The sequence below is a fragment of the Pseudomonas parakoreensis genome (assembly GCF_021602155.1).
Lineage (GTDB): Bacteria > Pseudomonadota > Gammaproteobacteria > Pseudomonadales > Pseudomonadaceae > Aquipseudomonas > Aquipseudomonas parakoreensis.
The window spans coordinates 56,467-75,990 of record NZ_BQHY01000003.1; the positions used below are offsets into that span (position 1 = coordinate 56,467).

Annotated in this window: 21 protein-coding genes and 3 pseudogenes; 13 read left to right on the forward strand and 11 right to left on the reverse strand. The window is 52.8% G+C overall.

Annotated elements, in window-relative coordinates:
• Positions 1-236: 236 nt before the first annotated feature.
• The 3 genes and pseudogenes from L6D63_RS05020 to L6D63_RS05030 all read left to right on the forward strand — a co-directional run.
• Positions 237-686 (forward strand): annotated as a pseudogene (locus L6D63_RS05020) (TniQ family protein); the annotation flags it as partial.
• A 147-nt stretch (positions 687-833) separates the two neighbouring features.
• Positions 834-1,868: a hypothetical protein gene (locus L6D63_RS05025; protein ID WP_062386190.1), complete on the forward strand. Its 1,035-nt coding sequence runs from the start codon at positions 834-836 to the stop codon at positions 1,866-1,868.
• Positions 1,869-2,055: 187 nt separating this feature from the next.
• On the forward strand, positions 2,056-2,388 hold the full coding sequence (locus tag L6D63_RS05030; RefSeq protein WP_062386549.1) for a DUF2790 domain-containing protein: 333 nt from the start codon (positions 2,056-2,058) through the stop codon (positions 2,386-2,388).
• Positions 2,389-2,693: 305 nt separating this feature from the next.
• Here the strand turns inward: L6D63_RS05030 and L6D63_RS05035 are convergent, their stop codons facing one another.
• The 6 genes and pseudogenes from L6D63_RS05035 to L6D63_RS05060 all read right to left on the reverse strand — a co-directional run bounded on the left by L6D63_RS05035 (position 2,694) and on the right by L6D63_RS05060 (position 7,531).
• Positions 2,694-3,161: a DUF411 domain-containing protein gene (locus L6D63_RS05035; protein ID WP_062386186.1), complete on the reverse strand. Its 468-nt coding sequence runs from the start codon at positions 3,159-3,161 to the stop codon at positions 2,694-2,696.
• Positions 3,151-3,954: pseudogene (locus L6D63_RS05040) on the reverse strand (c-type cytochrome). Before L6D63_RS05040 ends, L6D63_RS05035 begins: the two are co-directional and overlap by 11 nt.
• A 9-nt stretch (positions 3,955-3,963) precedes the next feature.
• A complete protein-coding gene (locus L6D63_RS05045; protein WP_019816897.1) occupies positions 3,964-4,938 on the reverse strand; it encodes a copper resistance protein B in 975 nt (324 codons plus the stop codon).
• Positions 4,910-5,158 (reverse strand): hypothetical protein, encoded by a 249-nt coding sequence (locus L6D63_RS05050; RefSeq protein WP_131670796.1) that lies wholly within the window; start codon positions 5,156-5,158, stop codon positions 4,910-4,912. Before L6D63_RS05050 ends, L6D63_RS05045 begins: the two co-directional genes overlap by 29 nt.
• Before the next feature lie 12 nt (positions 5,159-5,170).
• Positions 5,171-7,147 carry a copper resistance system multicopper oxidase gene (locus tag L6D63_RS05055; RefSeq protein ID WP_034115529.1) on the reverse strand — a complete coding sequence of 659 codons (1,977 nt, stop codon included), beginning with the start codon at positions 7,145-7,147 and terminating at the stop codon, positions 5,171-5,173.
• Between the two features lie 177 nt (positions 7,148-7,324).
• Positions 7,325-7,531, reverse strand: a complete 207-nt coding sequence (locus L6D63_RS05060; protein WP_019816895.1) for a co-regulatory protein PtrA N-terminal domain-containing protein — start codon at positions 7,529-7,531, stop codon at positions 7,325-7,327.
• A 383-nt stretch (positions 7,532-7,914) separates the two neighbouring features.
• On the opposite strand from L6D63_RS05060, the gene flgB reads away from it, so the two are divergent.
• Entirely contained in the window at positions 7,915-8,328 is a 414-nt protein-coding gene (flgB, locus tag L6D63_RS05065; RefSeq protein ID WP_019816894.1) for a flagellar basal body rod protein FlgB, read from the forward strand.
• A gap of 110 nt (positions 8,329-8,438) precedes the next feature.
• Here flgB and L6D63_RS05070 read toward each other — a convergent pair whose 3' ends face one another.
• The gene (locus L6D63_RS05070; protein WP_019816893.1) at positions 8,439-8,639 is read right to left on the reverse strand and encodes a heavy-metal-associated domain-containing protein; all 201 of its coding nucleotides are present in this window, start codon (positions 8,637-8,639) and stop codon (positions 8,439-8,441) included.
• A gap of 361 nt (positions 8,640-9,000) precedes the next feature.
• Between L6D63_RS05070 and L6D63_RS05075 the strand changes: the two genes are divergently transcribed.
• From L6D63_RS05075 to L6D63_RS05090, 4 genes are read left to right on the forward strand one after another with little or no spacing between them, the layout of a single operon-like run.
• The gene (locus L6D63_RS05075; protein WP_019816892.1) at positions 9,001-9,276 is read left to right on the forward strand and encodes a metal/formaldehyde-sensitive transcriptional repressor; all 276 of its coding nucleotides are present in this window, start codon (positions 9,001-9,003) and stop codon (positions 9,274-9,276) included.
• A 20-nt stretch (positions 9,277-9,296) separates the two neighbouring features.
• Positions 9,297-10,229 carry a CDF family Co(II)/Ni(II) efflux transporter DmeF gene (dmeF, locus tag L6D63_RS05080; protein ID WP_019816891.1) on the forward strand — a complete coding sequence of 311 codons (933 nt, stop codon included), beginning with the start codon at positions 9,297-9,299 and terminating at the stop codon, positions 10,227-10,229.
• A gap of 39 nt (positions 10,230-10,268) precedes the next feature.
• The gene (locus L6D63_RS05085; protein WP_045061253.1) at positions 10,269-10,640 is read left to right on the forward strand and encodes a hypothetical protein; all 372 of its coding nucleotides are present in this window, start codon (positions 10,269-10,271) and stop codon (positions 10,638-10,640) included.
• A 2-nt stretch (positions 10,641-10,642) separates the two neighbouring features.
• Positions 10,643-10,843, forward strand: a complete 201-nt coding sequence (locus L6D63_RS05090; protein WP_019816980.1) for a DUF1289 domain-containing protein — start codon at positions 10,643-10,645, stop codon at positions 10,841-10,843.
• A 20-nt stretch (positions 10,844-10,863) separates the two neighbouring features.
• Here L6D63_RS05090 and L6D63_RS05095 read toward each other — a convergent pair whose 3' ends face one another.
• The 3 genes from L6D63_RS05095 to L6D63_RS05105 all read right to left on the reverse strand — a co-directional run bounded on the left by L6D63_RS05095 (position 10,864) and on the right by L6D63_RS05105 (position 14,446).
• Positions 10,864-13,221, reverse strand: a complete 2,358-nt coding sequence (locus L6D63_RS05095; RefSeq protein WP_024014913.1) for a heavy metal translocating P-type ATPase — start codon at positions 13,219-13,221, stop codon at positions 10,864-10,866.
• 180 nt (positions 13,222-13,401) lie between these two features.
• Entirely contained in the window at positions 13,402-13,935 is a 534-nt protein-coding gene (locus L6D63_RS05100; RefSeq protein WP_019816982.1) for a cupredoxin domain-containing protein, read from the reverse strand.
• A 157-nt stretch (positions 13,936-14,092) separates the two neighbouring features.
• Positions 14,093-14,446: a co-regulatory protein PtrA N-terminal domain-containing protein gene (locus L6D63_RS05105; protein WP_024014911.1), complete on the reverse strand. Its 354-nt coding sequence runs from the start codon at positions 14,444-14,446 to the stop codon at positions 14,093-14,095.
• A gap of 204 nt (positions 14,447-14,650) precedes the next feature.
• Between L6D63_RS05105 and L6D63_RS05110 the strand changes: the two genes are divergently transcribed.
• The 5 genes and pseudogenes from L6D63_RS05110 to L6D63_RS28740 all read left to right on the forward strand — a co-directional run.
• Positions 14,651-15,337 carry a heavy metal response regulator transcription factor gene (locus L6D63_RS05110; RefSeq protein ID WP_019816984.1) on the forward strand — a complete coding sequence of 229 codons (687 nt, stop codon included), beginning with the start codon at positions 14,651-14,653 and terminating at the stop codon, positions 15,335-15,337.
• Entirely contained in the window at positions 15,337-16,725 is a 1,389-nt protein-coding gene (locus L6D63_RS05115; RefSeq protein ID WP_019816985.1) for a heavy metal sensor histidine kinase, read from the forward strand. The genes L6D63_RS05110 and L6D63_RS05115 overlap by 1 nt, the downstream gene beginning before the upstream one ends.
• Before the next feature lie 359 nt (positions 16,726-17,084).
• Positions 17,085-17,468, forward strand: a complete 384-nt coding sequence (gene copC / locus L6D63_RS05120; protein WP_024014909.1) for a copper homeostasis periplasmic binding protein CopC — start codon at positions 17,085-17,087, stop codon at positions 17,466-17,468.
• A gap of 3 nt (positions 17,469-17,471) precedes the next feature.
• Positions 17,472-18,410 carry a copper homeostasis membrane protein CopD gene (copD, locus tag L6D63_RS05125; RefSeq protein WP_019816987.1) on the forward strand — a complete coding sequence of 313 codons (939 nt, stop codon included), beginning with the start codon at positions 17,472-17,474 and terminating at the stop codon, positions 18,408-18,410.
• A 73-nt stretch (positions 18,411-18,483) separates the two neighbouring features.
• Positions 18,484-18,707 (forward strand): annotated as a pseudogene (locus L6D63_RS28740) (hypothetical protein); the annotation flags it as partial.
• 290 nt (positions 18,708-18,997) lie between these two features.
• Here the strand turns inward: L6D63_RS28740 and L6D63_RS05130 are convergent.
• A complete protein-coding gene (locus L6D63_RS05130; RefSeq protein ID WP_019816989.1) occupies positions 18,998-19,405 on the reverse strand; it encodes a MerR family transcriptional regulator in 408 nt (135 codons plus the stop codon).
• Positions 19,406-19,524: the final 119 nt, after the last annotated feature.

Sequence of the window (19,524 nt, forward strand, 5' to 3'; positions counted from 1 at the left end):
ACCCGCGATCAACGGAAATAGTTTTGCAACCGGCATGGGCTGACCTACGCGGGTTTATCGATACGTGTTTTGTATTCGAGGAATACGGGCGCGGCAGGATTTAGATGAATTCACTACGATTCAAAGTTGAGCGGCTTGTCATTTCAAATCCAGACCGGATGCAGAATTTTAGGGGTCGCATATATACTGCCCCCGGATGCACATTCTCTTCGAGCCCTACCTTTAATCGGTAAATGATGTCTGATCTATTATTTTTCCCCGTTTCGATGCCGGATGAAATGCTTTACTCTCGTGTCACCCGATATCACTATCTGTCAGGTAACAGAACCGCGACGGAAACCTATCGCGATTTGTTCGCATCGAAACCCTTTTGCATCGGTGGCATCGTACCCAAGCAGATCGAGAGGCTCGCGCACAGGCTGCCGGGGCAATCGGAGAGCAATCTCGCAGAGTTGATCAGAAGCAATACTACTTTTCCTGCTTACCGACCGTTTCTTGGGGTTAAGCAGGGGCCAGAGAACGACGTAGGGCCACTGGGTTATGACGGGGTGGTACGGGTGCCCCGCAGAGAAGAGTCCACCCATGGCAAGGCTAAGCTTTGTCCTACCTGCGTTCAGGAAGATTTGATTGAGCGGGGTTCTGCCTACTGGCATCGATCTCACCAGATACCCGGTGTTGCCGTCTGTTGGCGTCATGGCGACGCATTGATCCATGCCTGCCCCGAGTGCTCTCGCCCGTTCTACCGTAAATTGAAGCTGCTTCCCAATCTGACTGAGCCATGCGCATGCGGCTGGAGCCCGTTAAACAGCGCAGCAATACACAAGGGGTCAAAGATGGAACAGAAAGTCGCTCTGTTCGCACACGATATCCTGCAACGCAATATCCCTCCGATAGGCAGTACGGTATTAAGTTCGTGCTACGTCCGCCAATGCAAGAAACGCGGATTCATTTTCGGAAAAAATGCGGGTATCGCAAAACTATTCGACAGCATCCAAAGCGCTTACGGCGATGAGCTTTTGGCGCAGATTGATCCAGCCTACAACACCGGAAAGCATGAGCAATGGATCCGGCTCAAATCAGATAAAGGTCAGCTAAATATGCCGCTCGCGCGGCATTTGATCATTGCTCTTCATTTGTTTTCCAGTGCAGATGGCTTTGAAGAGGCTCTGAAGAATGAGTCTATTCTGCTGAGTGCCGCTGTTTCTCCGCGAGCGCCCAAAGTCGAAGAATCGCGTCTTAGTCAAAAAACTAGATATCGCCAAAAAATCGAGTTGCTTTTAGCGCTACGTACCGATGCCAATATCGAGTACCTCTGGAAGAAGGCGTACAAACCTACGCAATGGATTCTAGAAAATGATAACGCATGGTTAATGGCAAAACTCCATGCACCTAAAAAAGCTACAGTTAAGGTCGAAAAGTCCATCGATTCTAGAGACGACGCCTATGCAGCCCTTATCGAAGCGGGCGTAGATGAGCTGTATAAAGTTACGAAAGATCCGAAGAGAGTGAACATTCGGAATTTGCAATCGCTGCTCCCAGGTTCGTTACCTCATGAGCTGGATCTACGCAAGCAGAGGTTCCCTCTTACTTATCAACAGATCAAGATTCATCAGGAGTCAGTATGGCATTTCCGTCTAAGAACTTTAGTGTGGACTGTCTCTGAACTCATCAGGATGAAGCTCCCCGTGAATTACTCGACGGTAAGATTGACCTCAGCGGTATCAAGCAAGGTTTTCCTGGCTTTTTGCAGTTTCTTCGAGTGGGATCTGGAAAGCCTGGCAAGAACCGGGGTCGACGCGGAGGCCCTGCTCAGGTCTACCGGCGTATCGAGGAATTGGGAGGGACCATCGGTTCAAATAAGCTTTTGAGGGCATCTTTGTTCCGTCAGCGTCTGCCAAACTTTGGTGTTAACAAAAATCCCATCTGGCTTGAAAGCGTAAACGCGGGGTAGCGTCAACCTTTCACATTAGTAACCTTCGCGGCAGCTTTCTGAAAGCTTTCACTTGTTACTCTTTAACTCAGTAAATTGAGCTTTAGGAGAACATCATGAAAGCAATGACAGCAGTGAAAGCGTTTTACGCCGCTTCGATTTTGACCTTATCTTCATTAGCCATGGCTGAAGGAGGCGGTGACCGCGTGTATGGTCGAATGATGCAAGAGAACCAACAAGCAATGGAACAATACGCCTCAAAGAACGGCAAGACTCCTCCTGAAGTTGTTCATTATGAATATGGTATGAACCTCGATATCCAGAAGGTCGTCAGTGTCACGCAAGCCAATAAAACCTGTGGGGTTGCTCCTTCGCGCATGACCTATGAAGACTCTATGGGCAAGCTTAACACCGTGGAATATAAGGTCATGGCCGACAACTGCCCCCATGGAAGCTAGACAATGAAAATTATTTAAGAACTGCATAATTCTCCTTTGTCCGAAACTAGCTTACTGCTCGCTGACGTAGAAGTAATTTTCAGGAAAGCCTGAAGTAATCCATTTTATGAAATCATGTCCGTCAGTTGAAGTGTGTCTAACGTACAGTAAACAATTTCTCGACTACCTGATACATCCCGCCTCCTTGTTTTTCCTTTGGTTTGGGAGGTGGTTTAGGCGCCCTAGTGGCGCCTTTTTTACGTTCGAAATGAGCTATGTCCTCTGCACGGGCATGACCCTCACCATGCAGGAGCAAGATTAGAAGATCAGTTTTCGGGGTATTCAGCAACGACGTGGTCTGTGCCTGCCTTTGACAAGCCGATTACCTTATACGCGTCATGTTTCCCGTCCACATCCATTCCTGGGGAGCCGGCCGGCATGCCTGGAACGGCAATCCCGAGCAGGTCATCACGTTTGCTCATCGCAATGATTTGCTCGGCGGGCACGTGACCTTCAGCAAACTTTCCGTTGATGGTTGCTGTGTGACAGGACGAGAGCTCAGGAGAAATCCCGAGACCGCGCTTGATCGCGCTCATGTTGGTTTCCACGTGATCAACGACGGTAAAGCCGCTGGCTTCAAGGTGCTGGACCCATTTCTTGCAGCATCCGCAATTAGCGTCGCGATGTACATCGATCGTCAATGGCTCTGCTGCGTGACTGGCTGAACTGATGAACAGAGCCACGAGAGCAGCGAGACGAAGTGCCCGTCTGCGACGAAGAGAATTATTTCGCATGGGTATGTTCCTTCCCATCAGTATGTGTATGTGATTTGGGCTGTACGGTTGGAGTCGGGGCCGCGTCATCTGAAGCTTCCCTACCCTTATGATCGGCGTGGTCCGCAGGCTCCTTTGCAGACGGCGCTGCGGAGGGGCCATGGGCATGTGCCGTGTTTTTCTCGTCATCATTAGCGCGGACTTCCGCCCTTTGGTTGGCAGCACCTGCGCCACTTTGCCCCTGGGTCGTTCCATGTTGACCCTCATGGTTGTGCATCACGCTTTCGCCACCACCGTGTTGATGGCCACCGCTACTCGTGATCAGGGCTTTGTATTGCTCTGTATCAAGTGACGGAAGCTGCTGGAGAAATGCGACCATCCCCTATATGTACGGATCGGCCATGCTTTTGCCCCACGCGGGCATGCCGGTGGATTTGATGCCGTGCTTGATGATCCAAAAAGCTGCGGCTGGGTGCCCATCGACGCCCAGTTTTGAAAGGTTCGGAGGTGCGGGGTAAAGGCTGTTACTCAGTTCGGTGCCTGTAAGGCCCGGAGCCAAATGGCAACCGACACACATCGAGTTGTAGTTGCCAGCACCTTCACGGATGAGGGCTTCTTGGCTCAGGTCGGGGACCTGAATGTCGCGCGAGCGCACTTCGATCGAGCGATCCCGAGCAATAGAAAGTAGCGCGTAGACAGGGGCAGAGTGGGGATCATCCGCCCCGACATTGATCACGCCGAAATATACCACGCCGGCAGCCGCTGCTACGGTGGCCAGACCAGCAGCTATCAGTGCCTTCAGTGTAATCTTCATGCCCGGTTCTCAGAACCACATCCGGATACCGGCGACAAAGCGTGCCTCGCTGGCATCTTCACCTTCCTCACGTGCAAAGTCTGCCGTATTGCCATAGGAACGGCTCCAACTCACCCCGATATAAGGGGCAAATTGGCGGACAATCTCATAACGCAATCGGAGCCCCACTTCGGTGTTGGCTAATCCGGACCCGATGCCGCGCTGAGGGTCATTCTTCCCATAAAAATTGACCTCGGCCGTCGGCTGCAAGATCAATCGATTCGTCAGCAGAATGTCGTAATCGCCTTCCAGTCGAGCAGCCGATTGACCGTTCTCACCGATGTAGGCAGTCGCTTCGGCCTCGAAGTTGTAGAGGGCCATGCCCTGAATGCCGAGTGCGGCCCAGGTTTGAGGAGACCCTGGTTTGAAATCCTGTCGTACACCGGTGACGACGTCCCACCACGGTCCGATGGAGTGCCCCCAGAGCGCGGATAATTCAGCACTTTCCGTCACGCCATTGGTACGTTCGCCTTCCGAGCGCAACCACAGTCGATCAATGTCACCGCCGATCCATCCTTTCGCATCCCAAGCCAACGCACTACCGTTGTCAGCATCCTGGTATTCAAACTTATCCAGCAGCATGAAAGAGTTGATTGTTTTGTCGTGGACACCATGACCAGCGACATCTGGAAAGGCGGCTGCACGGTCAGCATCGGTAAGTACGGGGACAGGGGTTCGACTGGTTGTCGTCGTCCCTTCATCCATACTTTCCATGCCGGTCATTTGACCGTCGTCCATTTTCATCTTGCTGTGGTCCATAGCCCCCATGTTGCTATGGTCCATCGCTCCCATGGAGCCATGGTTCATCTTCGAGTGATCCATCTCTTCAGCGGCGTGAGCCACGGCAAAGAAGACAGGACTCGTAGAAACTGCCAATACCATCAACGTTGGGCGTAAAAAATTCTTGGTCATGATCTCAATCCGCCTTCTTGTTTTCATGGTCATGATCCATCGACTCATGGCGCATCTTGGTATGAGGTATCGTCGCGTGATTCGGCGTTGCCTCGTTTGACGTGGTCGCAGTCTTGTTCGGCGCATCCGCAGAAGTAGCAGGTGAAGGATCACCACGTTCTTCGACTGCCAATGCTACGCAGGAGAATCCACCCATCAGGCCAAAAGCAAAGAGGCAACCGATCAGCGATTTACGATTTAGGTGTGTGCTCACAGATCGTCTCCTTTACTCATCAACCCGTACTTCACGGAACATGCCCATTTCCATATGGAAAAGCAGGTGGCAGTGATAGGCCCAGCGACCTAAAGCATCGGCGGTTACTCGATAGCTGCGCTTGGTACCCGGTGGCATGTCGATTGTGTGCTTACGTACCATGAACTTGCCGTTTTCATCTTCAAGGTCGCTCCACATTCCATGAAGGTGGATGGGGTGCGTCATCATGGTGTCGTTTACCAAGGTGATGCGAAGACGCTCCCCGTACTTGAGACGAAGGGGCTCAGCATCAGAAAATTTGATGCCGTTGAAGGACCAGGAAAACTTTTCCATGTGACCGGTCAGATGCAGCTCAATGGTGCGATTGGGCTCTCGGCCATCAGGGTCCTGGAAAGTGCTCTTCAGATCTGAGTAAGTGAGCACCCGTCGACCGTTGTTCCGCAAACCGATACCTGGATCGTTCAGTTTTGGCGTTGGGTTCATGGCCTGCATGTCAACCAACGGGTTGTTGGTTTCGGACGCTGGGTGAGATTGCATCTCGCCTCCCATACCGCCCATCCCTGCCATCTGGCTGTGGTCCATGCCGGCCATGTCGGACATGTCGCCTTTGTCCATCCCCGCCATCTTGCTGTGGTCCATGCCGGCCATGTTGGACATGTCACCTTTGTCCATACCTGCCATCTTGCTATGGTCCATGCCGGCCATGTTGGTCATGTCACCACTGCCCATGCCGGTCATCCCGGTCATGTCACCTTGGTCCATTCCCTGCATCTTGCTGTGATCCATGCCAGCCATACCTGACATGTCACCCTGTTTCATATCGCCGCCGCCCATGCCAGCCATGCTGCCATGGTCCATGCCAGCCATACCGCCCATGCCCATGTCATCCATGGTCAACAGCGGACGCGGATCGATCGCCGGTACCGGTGCTTTCAGTCCTTCACGAACTGCCAAGGTCCCCCGCGCATAGCCGGTTCTATCCATGGACTGGGCAAAGATTGTGTAAGCCTCCTCGGTGGCAGGCTCAACAATCACATCATAGGTTTCTGCCACGGCGATTCGGAATTCATCGACACTGACTGGTTGGACATATTGGCCGTCGGCCGCCACCACGGTCATTTTCAAACCAGGAATGCGAACATCGAAATAGCTCATCGCTGAGCCATTGATAAAGCGCAGGCGTAGCTTCTCGCCAGGCTTAAAAATACCGGTCCAGTTGCCGTTCGGCGCTTGGCCATTCATGAGGTAGGTGTAAGTATCCCCGCTGACGTCTGCCAGATCAGTTGGGTTCATTTTCATTTCGGCCCACATTTTCCGGTCGGCGACGGCAGCAGACCAACCTTGCTTGCTGACGTCGTCGATGAAGTCGCCCACGGTACGTTTGTGGTGGTTGTAGTAGTCCGATTGTTTCTTGAGTTTGGCCATGACGCGCCCAGGATCCTCATCGGTCCAGTCAGTCAGCATCACCACATAGTCGCGATTGTATTGAAACGGCTCAGGCTCTTTCGAATCGATGACTATTGGCCCGTAAACACCTGCCTGCTCTTGCAACCCAGAATGGCTGTGGTACCAGTACGTGCCGTTTTGATGCACCTTGAACTTGTATTCGTACATGCCGTCGGGCGCGATGCCGTGGAAGCTCAAACCCGGTACGCCATCCATGTTGGCAGGCAAAATAATGCCGTGCCAGTGGATGGAGGTGTCTTGATCCAGACGGTTCTTCACGCGCAGAGTGACCGTCTCCCCTTCGCGCCAACGCAGCAAAGGCCCCGGCAACGAGCCATTGATGGTCATGGCTGTGCGCGGCGAGCCAGTGATGTTTACCGGCGTTTCACCAATAAACAGATCAAATTCGTTGCCGGTGAGGACGCTCGGCAGGCCGGGACTGGTCACTGCCCATACAGGAGTGCGCCACAGACCAAGGCCACCAAGGATGCCGCCGGCGGCCAGGCCTTTAACGAATGTCCGTCTAGAGGTTTTGGAATGCATGCCGTTTATTTCCAATCAGTCAAAAGGGAGCCGTTCAAATCAACCCGTGAGTTGGCAAGATGAGCTTCGCGTACCGAAAAAAAGACGAATTTTTCATTGCAAGCGAGCTCAGAAATTGCCACATCTAAACCACCTTCGTGATTACATTTCTGTCAGCTTGGCCGCGTGCCTGATCGTTCAGCAGTTTTTATGGTCCATCGCTTTGGCTTTGCTTTCAGCGACAGGCGGTTGAGCGCTCTGCGTTTGAGCTACCTGGTACGATTCCATCGAATTCGTCCTGGCCACTTCCATACGTGCGAAAGTCCGGTCACCACCGCCTTCAGCCATGGCCAGAGTGGAAACAGTCAGCGCTGCGACGACGAACAAGGTTTTGATGGTGTTCATATGGGCTACCTCAGATGTGTGAAAATATCCCCTCTGAATCACATCATGGATTGGACTCTTTGGGGGTGAGCAAAAGACTCAGTTGGACTATAAGAGACACCCCCTGTCAGGAAGCTTAGGCCAATATTACAGTTGTGTCAGTTTGGAATATTTTTCTTGAAGTACACGCTATTTAATACGTATGGTCTCCATCTTTTCGCATTGCGCGACTTTTATTGAATATAAGATTGAAGTGTAATCATTGCTTTGGGTTCCATTAATTCTCACGGAGGCGATGTTCTAGGTCTCTGCATTAAAATTAATAGGAGACTTGAATGCTCTGCTGCAACAGCTGGGTGTTCAATGATCAAAGAAGATAGTAATGCCACCGAGGGTGATTAATTGTGAGTATTAATTTTGAGAAAGCATTAGGCTCCGCAGAAAGAGCGTTAGTTTATCGTGGCCAAAGAGCTGAGATCTTAAGTAACAATATCGCGAACGCTGACACTCCGAACTTCAAAGCCCAAGACTTGGATTTTTCTACTGTGCTCGCCAGCCAAACCAAAGAACCTGCTACCACTGCGTTTTCTTTGAAAACAACAAACGCAAAGCATTTTCTTAAGAAAGAATCGGCGGTGGCTATATACGGGCGCGACTTGCTTTACAGCACGCCGGCTCAGCCTGCCTTGGACCAAAATACTGTCGATCAGCAGGTCGAGGTCGCGAAATACACGGAAAACGCGATACGTTTCGATGCCGCTTTTACTCGGCTAAATGGAGCATTCAAGGGTTTGCTCAAAGCTCTGCGCGGTGACTAGCAGCATAGGCGCATGCGAGCCAACTTTGGCCGATACAGCGGCTCAGGTACTTTCGGATTCAAAGGTATTCACCATCAGACGACGCTCTACTCAGGAGCAGGCGTCTCCATTCAATGGCTGATCTTGGAAGGAAAACCAACAGCCTCCACAGCTTTACGGAGCTGTTCAGCGTTTTCGCTACTTTCAACACTCACCTTACCGGTTGATCGATCGACGGAGACCGTAGCGTTGTCGTCCAGTGCCTGGATCGCTCTGGTGATTTTGCCGACGCAGCTGCCGCAACCAATGCCTGATACATCTAAGACGACCATGTGAATTACCCTCGTGCTGAGCGGTGTCTTTTCCCCGCAGCGACAGCATCGACGTTGACACCATGGCAAGGTCAACGATTATCTAATCAAAGCCGTGAGCGCAGATTTCGAGAAGTTTTACGGGACTTGACCACTCGGCTGCTAATTAGCTCGCTACCATTTGAACGGTTTCCAGGAGTGCGCCCTATTGTTCTCGTCGGTAAAGGTCGGCTAACGGCAACATTGCGGCTCTCTCGCTTGATCCAACGATTTTGTATGCCTCTCGTTTCGTCAACGGCTTTGATCTGTCCTCCCGCGAACCTTGCATAGGTATAGGGGGGAGGCCTATCATGCGACCCTATATAGGTAGGGGGGGTATAGCGTGGGTCATATCGCATCACACAAAGACGATCTTCTTAAACGTGTAAAACGTATTGCCGGGCAAATTCAAGCTGTTGAACGAGCATTGGAATCGGACTTCGACTGCGCCAAGACACTACATCTTGTTGCGGCCACTCGGGGTGCCATCAACGGGCTGATGGAGGAGATCATCGAGGATCACGCACGAGCACATGTCGCGAACCCCGCGCTCAGCGAAGAAGAGCGTAACAAGGGCGTCGAAGAGCTTCTTGAAGCTATCCGCCGGTACTCCAAGTGAATGCATCCAGGTAAACACGTATGAGCAGGACCGACATCGATTACACACACGACCACGTGTTTCTAGGCTCAGCGCACGATGAGAATGCCAAGCGTACGCTTTGGGTTGTAGCACTCACGGTGGTAATGATGATCGGGGAGATCACCGCCGGCTATATCACGGGTTCGATGGCGTTACTGGCCGATGGCTTCCACATGGCAACCCATGCCGGCGCATTGGGCATCGCGGCGGCCGCTTACGGATACGCAAAACGCCACGCTACCAGCCAGCGCTACAGTTTCGGTACAGGAAAGGTTGGAGACTTGGGCGGGTTCGCCTCGGCGCTGATTCTTGGCATGATTTCGTTGGGCATTGGCGTTGAATCGTTCATGCGTTTGTTGCAGCCAACACCGGTTCAGTTTGGCACCGCGACCCTCATCGCCGTTGTCGGTTTGCTCGTCAACATTGTCAGTGCCCTGCTGCTGGGTCATGGGCATGGGCATGGGCATGGACATGGACATGGGCACGACCACGATCACCCTCATGCCCACAACGGAAACGACAACAACTTGAGGTCCGCCTATGTCCACGTCGTTGCAGACGCGCTGACGTCGATTCTGGCCATCGCTGCCTTGCTTGCCGGTCGATATCTGGGTTGGGTGTGGCTCGACCCGGTCATGGGTATCGTCGGCGCTATCGTTATCGCGCGTTGGGCCTGGACCTTGATGGGGGTAACTGCGGGCGTGTTGCTCGATCAGACCGACGCGCACGTTGCCGAGGAAATCCGCGAACTCGTTGAGAAACCTGGTGGCGCTACCATTACAGACTTGCACGTTTGGAGGGTGGGACCTCAAGCGTGCGCGGCGATCGTCAGCGTTCTAGGTGAAGCCACTGTGAACGCCGAGAGCATTCGTGAGCGTCTCAAAACAGTTCACGAAGTCAGCCACCTGACCGTCGAGTTCCGGCAGACATGACTCAGCGCCTGTCCAGCACAACCTCTATAGGACACACCGATGCCGCCCGGTAAACGTGAACTGGCTCGGATCGAGCGCCAGTTGATCGTCACGCTCACCGACGCGTGCGAAACAGCAAAGGACGAGATAAAGGGGTTTATTTGGCTCACTCACACCGCTGACCTAAGTGCGTTGGCTGAAACCCTGAAGGTCATCTGGGTGTTCGAAACCCTGGCTGACAGGAAGCGGGCCGAGATTGACGCGAAGGCCCGCATCTTTGAGTTGACGGCGATCGCCTTGAAAGAGGCCAATCTTGACCTGCCTGTTTCAGACCGCAATGTCCGCTTTGACTCGGAGCAAGAGTGCCAACGCACGCACATAGGCGACTGGAAACGTCGCGTGGCTCAACTACATAAAGCTAAGGGGGACTGACCATGGCAAAAGAAATCGAGAATCCTTGTATCTCGGTTTGCCAACTCAGTGGTGATCTGTGTGTGAGCTGCGGGCGGAATAAGGAAGACATCAGAAAGTGGAAGCGCATGAAGCGGCCCGAAAAAATGGCCGCTGTGCAAAGGGCGAATGCGCGCTTAAAGGGATTGAAGAAAGCACATGGATCGCCATTCCCCCCGAGTTAAAACCGCTGCAATTTTGAAGGTCAGTCAACTCGGGTATTCCTCAGCCTCAATGCATTGAAAACTACCGACGCGGAACTGACGCTCATGGCTATGGCAGCGATCATTGGCGACAGGAGGTGCCCCGTCAATGGATAGAGCAAACCAGCGGCAAGAGGTATACCCATTGAGTTGTAGAGAAAAGCAAAGCCCAAATTCTGGCGCATGTTTTTAACTGTGGCGACCGAAAGAGCTCGTGCTCGTAAGATCCCCATCAGGTCACCTTTGACCAGCGTGAGTTGCGCGCTATTCATCGCCACGTCAGTCCCCGTTCCCATGGCTATCCCCACATCTGCTCGCGCCAGGGCCGGAGCATCGTTGATACCGTCACCTGCCATGGCCACTTTTCGCCCGTGTTGCTGTAGGTCTGCCACCAGACGTTCCTTGTCTTGGGGTTTGACTTCACCGTGGACCTCTTCAATCCCCATCTCCCTGGCGACAGCCCGAGCGGTAGTAAGCCCGTCCCCAGTAGCCATGATGATTTTCACGTTGTGAGCCTTAAGCTTGGTGACGGCCTCTTTTGAGGTTGGCTTGATCGGATCTGATACGGCCAACAAACCTGCCAATGCGCCGTCGACGGCGAGGTAGATAATACTGATGCCGTCAAGTCGCAACACCTCAGCGCGCTCTTGTAGGGAGTTGGTGCTCACGCCTGCGGCTTCCATCAACGCTGTGTTCCCCAGCTGGAGCTTCTTGCCATCGACAACGCCACTGACGCCGATACCCGAATCCGACTCAAAGGATTCGGGCTTGGTGAGCTTTATGTTCTCGGCTCGGGCGTGATCGACGATCGCATGTGCTAAAGGATGCTCGCTGCCCTGATCAAGGCTGGCAGCCAGGTGAAGGACGTCGTCGGGATTGAAGGTGGGAGTGGCCTCCACGCTGTGAAACACGGGCCGTCCCTCTGTCAGGGTGCCTGTCTTGTCGACAATCAGCGTGTCGATTCTGCAAAGGCTTTCAATTGCACTGGCATCTCTGAACAAAACACCCATGCTGGCTGCTTTACCTGTCGACACCATGATCGACATAGGCGTAGCAAGTCCCAACGCACAGGGACAAGCGATGATCAGCACGGCGACAGCGTTGATTAGACCAAACACCCAACTGGGCTCAGGGCCGAAAAGCCCCCAACCGATAAATGTCATTATCGCAATCGCGATAACACCCATCACGAAGTAGCCGGCAATCGAGTCGGCCATTCGTTGCATCGGCGCCTTGGAACGCTGAGCTCTCGCGACCATCTGTACGATCTGGGACAGCATGGTTTCGGCACCGACCTTCTGGGCCTCCATCACCAGGCTCCCATGCGTATTCAGCGTGGCGCCGATCAGGCTATCTCCAGCTTTCTTCATTACCGGGACTGGCTCGCCAGTGAGCATCGACTCATCCACCGCACTTTCACCCTCAAGTACCGAACCATCAACTGGCACCTTTTCACCCGGTCTGACCCGTAAGTGGTCTCCCAGGTGCACATGTGTGAGAGGAATGTCTTCCTCCTGGCCATCGGCATTGATCCGGCGTGCAGTTTTGGGCGAAAGGCCGAGAAGAGACTTAATGGCGGCGGAAGTTTGTGATCGGGCTTTGAGCTCAAGGATCTGGCCAAGCAACGTGAGCGAGATGATGACCGCTGCCGCTTCGAAGTAAACGCCGATACGTCCATCTTGCATGAAATTGGAGGGAAAACTTTGGGGGAAGAGCGTTGCTATGACGCTGTACAGATAAGCTGCGGCGGTGCCCAACCCAATCAGAGTCCACATGTTGGGACTGCGATTTTTAACCGAGGCCAGTCCCCTTACAAAAAAAGGCCATCCTGCCCATAAGGTCACGGGTGTCGCCAGAGCGAACTCGATCCAGTTTTGAGCCGAACCATGAAGAAGTTGTAACGAGTGACCCGCCATCGCGAGCACGGTTACGACCACGGTTAAGGGCAGCGACCACCAGAAGCGGCGATTGAAATCCCGGAGTTCAGGATTTTCTTCTTCATCAAGCGCCGGCATGACAGGCTCTAGTGCCATGCCACATTTAGGACAGTTACCGGGGCCGGTCTGCCGTATTTCAGGATGCATCGGGCACGTAAATTCAGTGCCCGTTTGTACCGCAGACTCCGGCGTTGTGCTGCCTGACTCGTTGCGCACCACGTGGCCACTGTAGCGCTCAGGGTCCGCTCGAAACTTCTCCTGACATTTCAGGCTACAGAACCGATACGTCTGTCCTTGGTAAGTCTCAGCAAATTTACTCGACGAAGTGACTGCCATTCCACACACCGGGTCATGTAGATCAGCATCATCCCGGGAAGCAGCATGGGTGTGATTATGGTCGTGATGGCCAGAGGTGGTAGGCATGTCTATTCCCCTTGTAAGGTGCTACTAGAAATGAGCATATTCAGTACAACGCTGATTTGCGGCTCCACAGTGGTGCGGTGATGTTTCCGCACGGACCCCGGCTGAGAAGCGTTGCTATGTTACTTGCGACTTAGCGTAGCCAACTCTTGCGTCGGGCCGGCAGAAACAGCCGACTCCGGTTTATTTCAGATCAAATTCGCCGACCATTCCCGATTGGTAATGCCCCGGCACGTTGCAGGCAAACTGAAGCCCTGCACTGTCGTTGAAGGTCCAGATCAGCTCTTGGGTTGAGCCAGGCTCAATCAGGACACTGTTAGGGTCGTCATGCTCCATTGCGACCATCTTCATTCCGCCCATGCCGTGGCTCATGCCGCTCATCTTCCCGGTACCGGTAGGGCTTAATGTTCCGTTCTTGAACATGCTTGCCATTTCTTTCTGGTGTGCTGCATGAGCAGCGGCTTTGCCGATGTTGAACTCATGCAGCAGCGAACCCTCGTTGCGAAGGACAAAGCGGATTGTTTCACCAGGTTTTACGTCGATGCTTTTAGGCTTGAAAAAAATGTCGCCCATCTCGACCTCTACAGTGCGGGTAACGTCAGAGGCCACACCAGGCTGGCCTATGTCGTCTTGTCCATGCCCAGCATTAGCCATAGCCGTAGCAGCGAAAAAAAGGGTCATTGCTGCGATGAACGGGGTAGCGAGCGTAGTTTTCATGGTGACCTCAGGAATACGTGGGAACATTGGCTATGCTAATGATGCTCAGCTGCCAGCTAACTGACTTGGGCATTACTTCTTTGTCAGTTTTCTAAATAGATACGGCGTCCAATTGACGCCGCAACAAGATGCTGACAAGTACTTATCCTGGGGGCGTTTATTGATGGTTTTCTGAAAGCATCAATTTGTGCTCGCGCTGCATCTGGCGCAAAACGTCGTCAACAATTTTGTCGTGCTTCTCCATCCAGGCTAGATGCTGTTGGGGTGACATTGAGGCATCTGGGTGATCGTTGTGGAGCTGGCTCATGATGTCGCCAAGCATCTTCATGTGTTCTGCCATGTGGACGTGACGCTCTCCTTCAGGGGCTTGTTCAGCTTTCATCAACGTGGCCTCGGCCTTGTCGCGCAAACCTTCCATACGCTCAATCACACGATCTCCGCCGCTTTCAGCCCACACAGAAGCCGAGACCAGTATCGAGCTTACAAAAAACAGCATTTTCAGGTGGTTCATCGGGGTAGCTCCTCATGAGGGAATCCGACTTCCATACGATTCATCGCTCAGAGGTCGGTCGAGCACCAATGAAGTGCTCATGTCTGAACCCTAGCCAGCACTCGCTGACATCTACCTGAAGCCAAGATTACTTTTCTGTCAGTTGCTGGTTGGCTGCCAGTTTTCGTTGCAGACTCCGCTTAACCTTTATCTGAGAACGACCTCATGAGACTTCTTGTCGCTGAAGACGAACCAAAAATAGGTATCTATTTGCAGCAAGGGCTCAACGAGGCCGGGTTCAATGTCGACCGTTTCACGAATGGAAAAGAGGCGCTTCAGCACGCTTTGAGCGAAGCCTATGATCTGCTGATTCTCGACGTCATGATGCCGGGTTTGGATGGCTGGGAAGTCCTGCAGAAGGTGCGCGCTTCCGGGAAAGACGTCCCGGTGCTTTTTCTCACCGCCAGAGACCGCGTTGAAGACCGAGTGAAGGGACTTGAACTCGGTGCGGATGACTATCTGATCAAACCCTTCGCGTTTTCTGAATTGCTTGCTCGAGTCAGAACGCTGCTGCGTCGCGGTAGCAGCGCACCTTCGCAAACCTTTATGAAACTGGCTGACCTTGAAGTGGACCTGCTCAAGCGTCGAGCCATCCGAGGAGGCAAACGCATAGACCTTACGGCCAAAGAGTTCGCGTTGCTTGAGCTTCTGCTGCGTCGTCGAGGGGAGGTGCTGCCAAAGTCTCTTATCGCCTCCCAGGTTTGGGATATGAACTTCGACAGCGATACCAACGTTATCGAGGTTGCAGTGAGACGGCTCAGGGCCAAGATAGACGACGATTTTGAGGTCAAGTTGATTCATACCTCAAGGGGAATGGGTTACATGCTCGATGCACCAGATTCGGAGTCGTGATGAACCGGATGTCCCTGACGACTCGTATGAGTCTGATGTTTATGCTCGCGGTAACGGCCGTGCTCACGGTCGCCGGACTCAGTTTCAATAACCTCAGCCGGCATCATTTCAAGATGCTGGATCAGCAGGCATTGTACGAAAAACTCCACTCGACCCAGCGGATCTTGTCCGGGCTGAGCAACATCGATCAATTCAGCGAGGCTAAACCGGAGTTAGAAGCGCTGCTGGGCGCACACCGTGATTTGACTGCGCTTATCATCGATGGCGACGGCAAGGTGCTGTTTGCGGATCCCGGCCCGGTCGACGTTCCGAAGGCGTTTCGAACAACCACAAACACAACCGTCTGGGAATGGCGGGAGCAAGAGCAGATGTTCCGTGGTGTGACTGCGCAATCCGTAGTGACGGGACAAGAAAGGCCATTAACTGTCATGTTGATTTTTGACGTTACGCAGCATATGTCCTTTTTCGAGACGCTCGAACGATGGTTTTGGATAGGGTTGGTGATCAGCGCATTGGTCAGTGCTGCACTCGGCTGGATGGTAGCTAGCAGTGGCATGCGGCCTATCCGCCAGGTCACATGGGTTGCTGCCTCCATGTCAGCAAAATCACTCAAGGAGCGTATTCCCCTGGCACCCGTTCCGAAAGAGCTTCAACAGATGGTGTTGTCGTTCAACGCCATGTTATCCAGGCTCGACGATGCATTTGTCCGGTTATCCAACTTTTCGGCAGACATTGCCCACGAACTACGGACCCCCGTGAGCAACTTGATGACCCACACTGAAGTGGTGCTTTCGAGAAAAAGAAACATCGAGGACTACGAAGACAATTTGTACTCCAATCTTGATGACTTGAAGCGCATGAGCCGGATGATTGATGACATGCTTTTTCTGGCGAAATCTGACAATGGTCTAATTACGCACGAGAGCAAGCCAATAGACCTGGTGGCTGTCGTGGAAAAATTGCTTGAGTACTACCGCCTGTTGGCTGATGAACGAGGGATCGAGCTCAAGGTTTCAGGACGGGGGAGCGTGCGAGGTGATGTTCTTATGCTCCACCGAGCGATTTCCAATCTGCTCTCAAATGCGCTGCGCTACACCTATGAAGGGACGTCAATCAGTGTCGATATTCAGCACAAGGATGCGTCGGTAACGGTTGTCGTGGAAAACTATGGTGAGCCCATTGCCCCCGAACACCTTGAAAAGCTGTTTGATCGTTTTTATCGCGTGGACCCAGCGCGGCGAGAAGGAAGTCCGAGCAACGCAGGGCTAGGTCTGTCAATTACCCGATCAATTGTCGAAGCGCACAATGGCAAGATCTGGTGTACGTCAGGCGACGGGAAAACGGCTTTTCATCTTGAGTTTCCGGCCGTCGATTCCACGGTTAGCTGAGCGACAAAACATTGGGACCAACGACGTCTTGGCGTTCTGCGTTTGCTACGCCTCTGCGGATTTTTCAAAGTGATTGAGCTCCCCTGTCCTGCGGTACGCCGTGTCTTTTCCAGGTCTTGCTACGCTCAACGATTAGATGCCAAACATCGGATCAAGCTGACTGAAATGTAATCGAACAGTTTGTGATCGTGTGGCATCGTGTTCTCGCACTGTGACGTTAGGGCTAGCGAGTTTCTCCTGTTCAACCTAGCGAAGAGGACGGGGGCTCCAAGTTAATCAACAGTGGTTTTTAAAGAAATTAAAAACTAGTTCCTCCCAAAAAACCTCGAATCAACAGCGCTTGCTGTGAGGAGTCTTGCATGTCATTCCTTAAAACTACGTCCGTGGCTGTTGCAATCACTGCTGGTTTGCTTCTGAGTGCAGTGGCCCAGGCACATCCAAAACTACTTTCTTCCACTCCGGCAGAAGGCTCGGATGCGGCGGCTCCGTCGAAAATCGAACTGCATTTTTCTGAGAATCTCACCACTCAGTTCTCCGGTGCAAAGCTGATCATGACCGACATGCCAGGCATGCCTAACTCACCCATGGGTGTAAAGGCCGCCGTCGCTGCTGGTGGTGATCCGAAAACCATGGTGATTACGCCGGCTGCACCGCTGACCACCGGCACCTACAAAGTTGAATGGCGTGCAGTGTCTTCGGACACCCACCCGATCACCGGCAACTTTTCATTCAAAGTGAAATAATCCATGAGCGACTCATTAAATATCGTGGTTCGCTTTGCTCTCTATTTTGACCTGATGTTGTTATTTGGACTGGCCATATTTGGCTTGTACAGCCTCAGGGGAAAGGAAAGGGTATCGGGCACGGTCTTGAACTTTGAGTCGCTTCTCTACGGTACTTCTGTTGCAGGTGTAGTTCTGTCCCTTGCTGCGATGTTGTTGCTTGCAAAAGCAATGAGCGGTGTATCGGAGCTTATGGAGCTACATCACCACATTTTTGAAATGGTCATCATGGGCACCGACGTTGGGCTGACCTGGATGGTTCGGATAGCCGCCTTGGTGGGGGCAATTCTGGGCGTCGCGTTGAATAAACGATATCCGACACCCAGCCTCTGGATCGTCACCGTCTGTGGAGCAATCGCGTTGGCCACGCTAGCCTGGACGGGGCATGGTGCCATGGACGAAGGCAGCCGCCGCTACTGGCATTTTCTCAGCGACATTTTCCATTTATTAGCGGCAGGTGGCTGGTTGGGTGCTCTAGCGGCCTTCGCTCTACTGCTACGGTTGAAATCGCTGAAGGGTGAGGAGGAAGCACGTATTCTTGCCCGCGTGCTGACTGGCTTTGAGTCGGCCGGCGGTGTGATTGTTGCGATCATAAGCGTTACGGGAGTAGTAAATTACCTTTTCATCGTCGGTCCCAACCTTGATGAGGTCATGCTCAGTACCTATGGCCAGTTGCTGTTTTTGAAGATCCTGCTCTTTGCCGGGATGATCGTTTTAGCGACGCTGAACCGCTTTCACTTAAGCCCGCTATTGGAGCGCTCGGTTCGCAATGGTCAATACTCTGTAGCGGTCAATGCCTTGCGCCGCAGCATGAAATTCGAATTCCTAATGGCAATCCTCATCATCTGTCTTGTCGCATGGTTAGGCACGCTAAGTCCTGAAATGGAAATGAGCGCGCAATAGAGGTTTCTGGCAGCTAACCCAGAAGCCTGGAGCGTGATTGTTAGCACCATTTCTACTGGCTACACTTCAGCCCATGACACGCTGTCTACGGCTTTGCCTGATTTTCCTGATTAGCCTGGCGCTTCCCCTCAGCGGGATGGCGGGTGTTCAAGCGCCGGAGAGCCATGTCCAATGAAACCCTTGGATGGCGGATGACAACATGGGCCAACGCTGCCGCCGTGACATGAAGTCCCCCGAACTCGGTGAACCCCGTAAGCCGAGCAAGGGTGCAAAACAGGCGGTAAGCTGCACATTTCAAAGCGGCAATGAATTTACCCTGTCGCACGGTTAAGCACTTTGCGTCAGAAATTTAATAAGCACGGAGGTGTCGGTGGTTCAATAATGATAACTGAGCACGGTTAACTTAGAGCTATTACCATCGATTTTCCCACATGTCGCCGCATGCGGTTTTAATGGGATGGCAAATTTGCGAACCACAGGACAATCCTAAGGCACGCATCCTGAAATAAACCAAGATAGCGGACTTTATTGCACAATGACGATTCTCACCTCGTACAATCTCTACGCACATGGAGTCTTTTGCCGCGTTAACTACGATTCGACAATGATTCAATGATGCGACATTGCTCTATAACACCACCGTGGCAGCAAACACTCAGTCGTGTCAGTTCGGCTTCTAAACCTCGTAAGTCCTGAATACGGATTCGAACTTGTTGGAGTTGCCCTTGCACTTTCGCATCCACAGCGGCGCAGGAAGCGTCGCGTCGGTCAGCCAGGCCGAGTAGATCGCGAATGTCATCGACGCTGAACCCAAGCGCGCGGCTGCGACGGATAAACAGCAGCCGGTTGCGCTCTTCATCTGTGTAAAAGCGATAACCCGACGGTGATCTTCCAGCAGAAGGCAGCAGCCCTGACTGCTCGTAATAGCGGATGGTTACGGCTTTGGTATCGGTCAGCTTCGCCAAGGCACCGATCGTGTACGTGGGCGCATTCATTTCTCTTGACCCTATAGTTGCTGGAATCCTCATTCTACTCGCGTCAGGCAACAAGCAAATCCTTGCTCACCGTTCTACCGATCGCCAGGCCTCTGATCGATGAAAACCCTCCCCGCCGA